We start from the raw sequence: 5231 nt of genomic DNA, 5'->3' as shown, positions 1-5231 counted from the left end.
CGCGACATTACCGTAATTTAGATCCCAGCCATTTTCATTTGACGCTTCACGCATTAACATGAAACCTTGAGCATAAGAAATAATCTTAGATGCAAGTAACGCTTGGCGTAACGCATCAATCCATACTTGCTTATCGCCTTCAACTGCAACGGTTGTTTTAGCAAACAATTGCTCTGCTTCAACACGTTGATCTTTTAGTGCAGATAGGCAACGAGCGAAGACAGATTCAGTGATCAGCGTCAGTGGAATGCCCATATCAAGTGCATTGATACCAGTCCATTTACCCGTACCTTTTTGGCCAGCTGTATCAAGGATTTTTTCAACTAACGGCTCGCCATCTTCGTCTTTATAACCAAGAATATCCGCTGTAATTTCGACTAAATAGCTATTTAACTCAGTCTCGTTCCAATCAGTAAACACAGATTGCATTTCATCATGATTCATACCTAAACCATCTTTCATGAATTGGTATGCTTCGGTGATTAGCTGCATGTCACCGTATTCGATGCCATTGTGTACCATTTTAACAAAGTGACCTGCACCATCGTTACCAACCCAATCACAACATGGTTCATTATCATCTGTTTTTGCAGAGATAGCTTGGAAGATTGGCTTAACAAATGGCCATGCTTCTGGTGAGCCACCAGGCATAATTGAAGGACCAAAACGAGCACCTTCTTCACCACCAGAAACACCTGTACCAATAAAGTAAATGCCTTTTTCTTTAAGTGCAGCTACTCGGCGGTTTGTATCAGGGAAGTTTGTGTTACCACCATCAATAATGATGTCGCCTTTATCTAGTAAAGGAACAAGGTTATCAATAAATGTATCAACAACGTCACCAGCACGTACCATTAACATGATTTTGCGTGGTGTTTCTAGTTTCTCAACAAGTTCTTCCAATGAATAAGCACCAACAATATTTGTGTCTTTTGCTGGTCCTTCTAGGAATTCGTCTACTTTTGTCGCAGTACGGTTATGAGCAACCACTTTAAAACCGTGATCATTCATATTAAGAATTAGATTTTGTCCCATTACAGCAAGACCAATTACACCAATATCACCTTTCATGTTTCTCTCCTAAACTTTGTTTATTCCAGCATTCATTATTTATTAGTAATTTGAGCTGCTGCGTCCAAATCTAAAAACCACTCAGTCGTACCCAACGTTGATTGGATATTTGCTGCGGGATAAGGCAGCTGACTTGCTGGTGTTGTGTGAATTTCGTGTACGATTTCTGCTTTTCCTTTGCCTAAAACAAGGTAGCTGATGCGTTTTGCCGCCTCTAGTACTTTGGCTGTTTTAGATACTCGACGCTGACCTGATTCTGGATGAACAGCAACAATGGCAAGATTCGAATCATTATAATCAGTCACATGTGGGAAAAGAGAAGCTGTATGCCCATCAGCACCAACACCTAATAGAATCCAGTCAAACACTGGAATGCCATTTTCTGTTGGGATGCACTCTGCCATTTCTTTTGAAAAACGAATCACTTCTTCTTCTGGTGTATTTTCACCACGGATACGGTGAATATTCTCACTAGGGATAACAATGTGAGAAAACAACAGTTCATTCGCTTCACCATAGTTACTTTCGGCATCATCAGGAGAAACACAACGCTCATCTCCCCACCAAAAGTTCAGGTTTTGCCACTCAATGCTTTGTGCATATTTATCAGTAGCAAGTAACATAAACAACATTTTAGGCGTGCTTCCACCAGAGAGGGAGACATGTACAGGTTTACCTTGTTCACTCAGTCTCTTTAGCTCATCAGCTAGGCTAATAACCACTTGTTCTGGTGTTTCTAAAATTTGATGATTTATCATAATTCGCAATAATCCGTATCGGTTAAATTTTTACAAGGAAAACGCCACGCTCGATCATCACGCTCTAGCAGCTGATCGGCTTCTTTTGGTCCCCACGTACCACAAGCGTAACCAAATAAAGATTGGGGGTCTTCCTTAAAATCAAGAATTGGCTGTACGAACTTCCAACATGCATTAACGGCGTCACTGCGAGCAAACAAAGTCGCGTCACCATTAAGTGCATCCATCAGCAAACGTTCATACGCTGTCAGCATGTTTGTTTCTGCTAGCGATTGATAATGAAAATCCATCGAAACATCTTTTACTTTAAAACCAGAACCCGGCTCTTTTAAGCCGAAACGCATTTGAATGCCTTCATCTGGTTGAATACGAATAACCAATTTGTTTTCAGGTGCATCTTTAGAAAAAACAGGGTGTGGTGTTTTCTTGAAATGTATAACAACTTCAGTCACACGAGTAGGAAGACGTTTACCGGTACGGACATAGAATGGAACCCCATTCCAACGCCAATTATTAATAAACATTTTCAAACCAACATACGTTTCAGTACGAGAATTATCATCAACCCCATGTTCATCACGGTAGCTTGGTAATAAATTCCCTCGAACTTCTGATTCAGTGTACTGACCTAAAACGAGGTTGTTTCGTAAGTCATCTTCAGAAATTGGTTGTAAACTTTGCAGCACTTTCGCTATTTCATCACGCATAGAATCGGCGTTAATAGCTGAAGGCGATTCCATACCAACCATTGCAAGCACTTGTAGCAAATGGTTTTGGAACATATCACGCATTGCACCAGAGCCATCGTAATAACCACCACGCTCTTCAACACCAAGAGATTCTGCGCCCGTGATCTCAACATACTCAATGAAATTTCGGTTCCATAATGGCTCAAACATAATGTTTGAAAAACGCAATACTAATAAGTTCTGTACGGTTTCTTTGCCTAAGTAATGATCGATACGGTAAATTTGATGCTCTTCAAAATGCTTATGAATTTCTTTACCCAGCTGTAACGCAGATTCCAAATCATAACCAAACGGCTTTTCAATGATAAGACGTTTCCAACCATTTGATTCATCATTAAGACCATGAGCCGCTAAACATGCAGGGATAACACCGTACAAACTTGGAGGCGTTGCTAAATAGAAAAGCGTATTTCGTTCTTTTATTTGATATTTATCTGCAATTTCATCTAATTTGGTTACCAACAGGCCATAGTCTGCTTTGTCAGAAGTATTAATTGCTTGGTAATGAAGGTGTTCACAGAATGCCGTTAACGTTGCAGGATCGGTTTTTTCCATTTCTTGCAATGATTGTTTCAACTTCTCTCGATATGAATCGTCATCATACTGAGTACGACTTACACCAAGAATAGAAAACGACGCTGGTAATTGATTGCTAGCATACAGGTGATACAAGGCAGGAATAAGCTTACGATAAGTAAGATCACCAGAAGCACCAAAAATTACGATTGTATTGTAGTCTGAGATTGCCATTATTTTACTATCCGATACAAATCAAGTGAGCAAGTATAGTAAAAAGTATATCTTAAGAATGCTAATCATTTCTAACTATTTTATTAATAGGTAAAACCGATGTGAAATCAAATCATCATCATTCTTATTCGCTCAAGAGTATAATTTGATCTAAAAAGACACTTCAACGGGCATCCCTTCAACCCACTCTCCTTCAAGTAATCCGCCTAAAAAGGTTATCTTCACTTTTAATAATGCTTTAGCCCCTTCAAAAGGTTTTGCTAATTGAGGCGGAACTTTTGAGGTTAACCCAATAGAAAAAGACACCCTTGCTTTCACCTTCTTTCCATTAGGTAGTGTCACCATCACTTCGGTTCCGAGCTTTGCCTTATCAATATGCTTTGGATCTAAATAGCTAATAACAAATGGGGCGACATCAGGTGAAATCGTGACTAAGGGATCTCCTATGCTCACTCTTTGCCCTACCAACGTATTAATATCAATCACTAATCCCATATAAGGTGCTTTTACGGTAAGCGTATCTAATTGATTTAGTTTCGTGGTCAAATTTTGATTTAATGCACGAGTTACCTGAGCAACGCCACCGGCTAACTGTCTTTGCTTATCCGCAATTTTAGCTTGATTTAGAGCAATATAGGCACTAGTTAATGAAGTTTGAGACGCATTATATATACCAATAATAGCGGCATAATCAACCTGAGACACTTTTCCCTCGTTAGCGTACTGGTCATAATTCAATTTTATCTTCGTTATTTTTTTCAGATTATATTTTGCGGCTTTAATTGCCGTAAAATAAGGAGATAAGTCCTCTTCTGTGTTCTCACTTTGAAAGGCATTCAATTGCATCAACTCTTCTTTTATAAAAAAGATGTCTTTTTCTAATATTGGATCGTCCAATTGCATAAGTGTTTGATCAAAGAGTACAAATTCACTGTCTTCAACTTCTATCATTTTTACGATGCCATCTTGAGCTGCGGTTAACGTTACGGGACCCGTTGTGATAATCCCTGGAGCGACGATAAATAAATACGGCTTTAAAAACGTATACCCCATGATGAAAATTGGACTTAAGATAACAGCTAAAATAAAATACCATCGAATACGGTAGCCACCACGCTTTGCTCCGCCATACATTACTTTCATGCCATTGTCGGTGGTCGGTTTTTTGTTTTTATCTAAGTGAAATTTAACTTTCATGATAATTAAAACCTTTTACCTCGTTTAAGTACCCACCACGGAGCCATACTCGACTCTTCGTGACTCCGTCTAACAATTTCATTAACCATTGAAAATGCGGTAACAAATCTCATAAATAATGCATAAAAAGGATAGATCATTAACCACAACAGCATTTCTCTGTCTTCTTTTACTCTTTCAGAAATAAGACAAAGATAAACAAGAAAAGTGAGCGCGATAAAAAATAAATAGATAACGTATAAACAACTGAAAACAGCGAATACAACGGTATTTGGAAAAGAAAGAAAAAGATAAAAATTAAATAATGTGATCAATAAAGGCAGAAGAACAGCTTGAAGCACTCCATAAACCAACGTATATAAAAAACTTCCCCATCCAAGTAATTTAGGAGTAAGCCCTTGTTTATGCTTACGAAGATAAATAAAGAGTAAGTCACCATCCCAACGTAATCGTTGTGACATTAATCCTGTGAATGTTTCCGGAACATCGGTATGACCAATCGCTTTGGGAGAAAAATCCAATTCAATATTGCGATAACGACCTTTATATTGTTTTAACCTCATCGTCAGATCCAGATCTTCTGCGGTATGCGTATCCCACCCTCCAACTTGTTTGATAATAGAGCGACGAAATGCCCCAAACGCGCCCGATATATTATTAAGTAATCCCCATGTCGCCATTCCTGTTTTACTGGTTTGCATCGACA

Annotated in this window: 5 protein-coding genes; all 5 read right to left on the bottom strand. The window is 38.7% G+C overall.

All coding sequences use genetic code 11. The annotated features are described in order from the left end of the window. Window positions 1-1071: decarboxylating NADP(+)-dependent phosphogluconate dehydrogenase (gene gnd, locus AACV33_RS20885; RefSeq protein ID WP_182700610.1), on the bottom strand; the 1071-nt coding region annotated here is incomplete at its 3' end. Window positions 1072-1106: 35 nt separating this feature from the next. Next, entirely contained in the window at window positions 1107-1829 is a 723-nt protein-coding gene (pgl, locus tag AACV33_RS20880) for a 6-phosphogluconolactonase (RefSeq protein ID WP_017023171.1), read from the bottom strand. Further along, complete coding sequence (gene zwf, locus AACV33_RS20875; protein WP_017023170.1) at window positions 1826-3328, bottom strand: glucose-6-phosphate dehydrogenase; 1503 nt, start codon at window positions 3326-3328, stop codon at window positions 1826-1828. The genes pgl and zwf overlap by 4 nt, the downstream gene beginning before the upstream one ends. A 150-nt stretch (window positions 3329-3478) precedes the next feature. Then, window positions 3479-4525, bottom strand: a complete 1047-nt coding sequence (locus tag AACV33_RS20870) for an HlyD family secretion protein (protein ID WP_017023169.1) — start codon at window positions 4523-4525, stop codon at window positions 3479-3481. A gap of 5 nt (window positions 4526-4530) precedes the next feature. After that, window positions 4531-5231: glycosyltransferase (locus AACV33_RS20865; RefSeq protein WP_182700609.1), on the bottom strand; the 701-nt coding region annotated here is incomplete at its 5' end.

This window comes from Aliivibrio sp. SR45-2 (genome assembly GCF_963890165.1).
Classification (GTDB): Bacteria; Pseudomonadota; Gammaproteobacteria; order Enterobacterales; family Vibrionaceae; genus Aliivibrio; species Aliivibrio salmonicida.
The sequence above is the reverse complement of the archived record's forward strand: the minus strand, read 5'-3'. Positions and strand labels throughout refer to the sequence as shown.

What these genes read in the sequence shown, in the direction of transcription:
- pgl (WP_017023171.1), bottom strand. Translation starts at nt 1,829, where the DNA reads ATGATAAATCATCAAATTTTAGAAACACCAGAACAAGTGGTTATTAGC.
- AACV33_RS20870 (WP_017023169.1), bottom strand. Translation starts at nt 4,525, where the DNA reads ATGAAAGTTAAATTTCACTTAGATAAAAACAAAAAACCGACCACCGAC.
- zwf (WP_017023170.1), bottom strand. Translation starts at nt 3,328, where the DNA reads ATGGCAATCTCAGACTACAATACAATCGTAATTTTTGGTGCTTCTGGT.